Source organism: Streptomyces huiliensis (assembly GCF_020037025.1).
GTDB lineage: Bacteria > Actinomycetota > Actinomycetes > Streptomycetales > Streptomycetaceae > Streptomyces > Streptomyces huiliensis.
Map to the genome: position 1 here is coordinate 1 of NZ_JAIQLH010000327.1, position 3083 is coordinate 3083.

Sequence of the window (3083 nt, forward strand, 5' to 3'; positions counted from 1 at the left end):
GGCGCCGTCGACCGGCTGCTGGCGGCGTCCGCGCCCGGGCGGGCCGTGCCGGGCTCCCTGGCCTGGACGGGCCGGCCGCCGGAGGTGGCCGTCGACCTGCACGGCAACGGGCCGCCGAGCCACCGGCTGCTCACCGCGCTGCGGCCGGGCCGGCTGCTGGCGTTCGCCCACCCGGACACCCCCGAGATCACCGGCCCGCCCTGGCGCGCCGACGAGCACGAGCGCGAGCGCTGGTGCCGTCTGCTGCGCTCCTACGGCGTCCCGGCCGACGCCGGCGACCTGGCCCTCCCGCGTCCGGACACCCCGTCCCCGGCCCCGGGGGCGGTGGTCGTCCACCCCGGCGCGGCCTCCCCCGCCCGCCGCTGGCCGCGGGAGCGGTACGCGGCGGTGGTCCGCGAGCTCGTCGCGGCGGGGCGGGACGTCGTGGTCACGGGCGGGCCGGGCGAGGAGGAGCTCGTACGGGACGTGGCGGCGCCCGGTGCGCGCCCGCTGGCCGGCGGGCTGCCGTTCGCCGCCCTGTCGGCGCTGGTCGCGGGGGCGGAGGCGGTCGTCAGCGGGGACACGGGCGTCGCCCACCTGGCCGTGGCCCACGCCACCCCCAGCGTCACCCTCTTCGGTCCCGTCTCCCCCGCGCTCTGGGGCCCGCCGCCGTCCCCGCGCCACCGGGCGCTCTGGCACCCGGGCCCGCCGGGCGACCCCCACGGCCGCCGCCCGGACCCGCTGCTGCTGCGGATCGGAGTGGACGAGGTGCTGGCGGCGGTGGAGGCCGCGACGGGACGGGAGGGACGCGGCGGATCCGGGGCACACGTACCGGACCGGCACGGCGTCCCGCGTGGCCCCAGCCCCCGCCACGCGGCACCCTGAAGACGAAGGCGACAGCCACCGGACACCGCTGGGGAACGACAACCGGGGGACGACAGGAAGGCGAACCGCCATGACCGGCAGCAACCCGGATCCGGACCCGTCCCGCACGCCCGGCCTGGAGCCCGGCGGCGGCGTACCGCCGGGCGAGACGCCGCCCGGCGAGGACAGCACGGGCGGCGCGGGTCCCCAGGAGACCTACAACCCGACGCGGGGCTGGGCGAAGGGGCCGCTCGTCGCGATCGGCACGCTCGTCCTGGTCTTCGTCGTGACGGTGATCGTCTGGGCCGCGCTGGTGTGAGGCTGGTGTGAGGCGCACGGGCCTCGGCCGCGCACGCGTTGAGGCCCGGTGCCGCCCCCGCCCCAGGGGTGGCACCGGGCCTCGTCCGGCCTCGCTCAGGCCGCCGTCTGGAAGGCCGGCTCGGCGACCGGCGCGACGACCGCCGGGCGAGCGGCCGGCGCACCCCGCCGGCGGCGGAAGAGCATGCCCGCGCCGATGACGGCCGTGATGACCGCACCGCCGATGACGAGCGCGCCGCGCTCGCCCGCGCCCTGGACGAGGAGGCCCAGCAGCGGCGGCCCGGCGAGGCCCCAGGCGGTGCTCACGCTGCGCCAGACGCCGAGGACGCGGCCGCGCATGTGCGGCGGCGGGTCGGTCTGCAGGACGGTCGTGGTGGCCGTGTCGGAGACGGACTCGACGATGGCCATCGGCACCACCATCACCAGCAGCATCATCAGCATCGGGCTCACGCCCGCCGCCATCTGGAGCACCGCGCCCGCCGCGGCGAGCAGCGCCACGAGCCGCACGGTCGGCTTCCGCAGCCGGCCGGCCACCACGGCGCCCACGATGCCGCCGACGGCGAGCAGCGCGGAGACCAGGCCGTAGGCGCCGGCGCCGCCGTGCAGCGGCCCGGTGACGAGGGTGGCCAGGGTCAGCTGGTAGTTGCGGCCGAGGACGGCGCTGACGGCGGCGATCACGGCGAGGGCGACCAGGGTGCGGCGGCTGAGGAAGAACGCCAGGCCACCGCGCCCGCCCGACGCCGCCGCGTCGGCCGGAGCGGCGGCCGCCGCCGCGGCGGCGTCCGGGTGCAGCCGGAGGAACGGGATGACCGCGGTCACGAACAGGAACGACACGCCGTTGAGCGCGTACGCTCCCGCCGTGCCGATGGTGGCGATGCCGACGGCCGCGAGGGCGGTGCCGGCGAGCCGGCCGACGCTGTGCACGACCGAGCCCAGGGCGATGGCCGAGGGCACGTCCTTCTCCGGGACGAGGTCGTTGCCGAGCAGCGAGGTCGCCGGGCCGTCGACGGTGGCGATCAGACCGGTGACGGCGGCGAGGCCCATCAGGACGGGCACGGTGAGCATGCCGCATCCCACCAGCACGGCCGTGGTGAAGGCCACGGCGGCCAGCAGCGCCTGGCTGACGGCGGCGGTGAGCTTGCGCGGCAGCCGGTCCACGACGGCACCGCCGAGCAGGCCGAAGAGCAGGCCGGGCGCGGCCTGGACGGACAGCGAGAGGCCGGTCGCGGCGGCGGAGCCGGTCAGCTGGAGGACGAGCAGGTTCTGCACGGTCAGCTGCATCCAGGTGCCGAGGTTCGACACCAGGTTGGCGGCCGACCACCAGCGCATGCTGCGGCCGCGCAGGCAGCGCCACGGCGACCGGTCGCCCTTGGCACCGGCCGGGCGGCGGGTGAGCAGGGCGCGGACCGGACGCACGCGGGCGGCGGTATCGGTCGTGCGGGCGGCGGGCTGGGCTGGCGTGGGGCGCAAGGATGGTCCGTCCGTGGGGAGGCGGGTCGGGCGGGCCGGCACGTTCGGGCCCCGCGCGTCCGCGCGCCGTGAGATGGCGGTGCGGATCGGTCGTCCGGGCGTCGAAAGCCCCGCCGTGGAACGCGGCGGGGGCCGGGGACGCCGTGGACGGGCTCGCGGTGGGCGGCGCTCCTGGCGTCCCGAACATCGTCACAAGCGGTTCCCCGCCGGGAGAAGCGCGGCGGCTGTGCGGTGAGTCACCACGCGCAAAGTCGCAGGTGGGGGGCGTGATCGTGGGGTCGTGGCCCGGGTCACAGGGTGGAGCGCCCCGGACCCGCCCCTTCGCCGTTTCCCGGGGCTGCGCCCCAGACCCCCCTTGTCGCGGCTCCGCGCGGTTGTACCGCGCGGAGCGCGGTTTCAGGGGGTCCGGGGGGGCTTGTCCCCCGGGACGCGGCGAAGGGGCGGGTCCGGGG

3 protein-coding genes are annotated in these 3083 nt (G+C 78.2%); 2 read left to right on the forward strand and 1 reads right to left on the reverse strand.

Features of this window, described 5'->3' with window-relative positions:
* Together JNW98_RS32450 and JNW98_RS32455 are read left to right on the forward strand one after the other, a co-directional pair.
* Window positions 1–864 (forward strand): glycosyltransferase family 9 protein (locus JNW98_RS32450; protein WP_223771888.1); only part of this gene is annotated, 864 nt, incomplete at its 5' end.
* 70 nt (window positions 865–934) lie between these two features.
* The gene (locus JNW98_RS32455; protein WP_223771889.1) at window positions 935–1162 is read left to right on the forward strand and encodes a DUF6480 family protein; all 228 of its coding nucleotides are present in this window, start codon (window positions 935–937) and stop codon (window positions 1160–1162) included.
* A gap of 95 nt (window positions 1163–1257) precedes the next feature.
* Here the strand turns inward: JNW98_RS32455 and JNW98_RS32460 are convergent, their stop codons facing one another.
* A complete protein-coding gene (locus tag JNW98_RS32460) occupies window positions 1258–2490 on the reverse strand; it encodes an MFS transporter (protein ID WP_372459381.1) in 1233 nt (410 codons plus the stop codon).
* Between the last annotated feature and the right edge of the window lie 593 nt (window positions 2491–3083).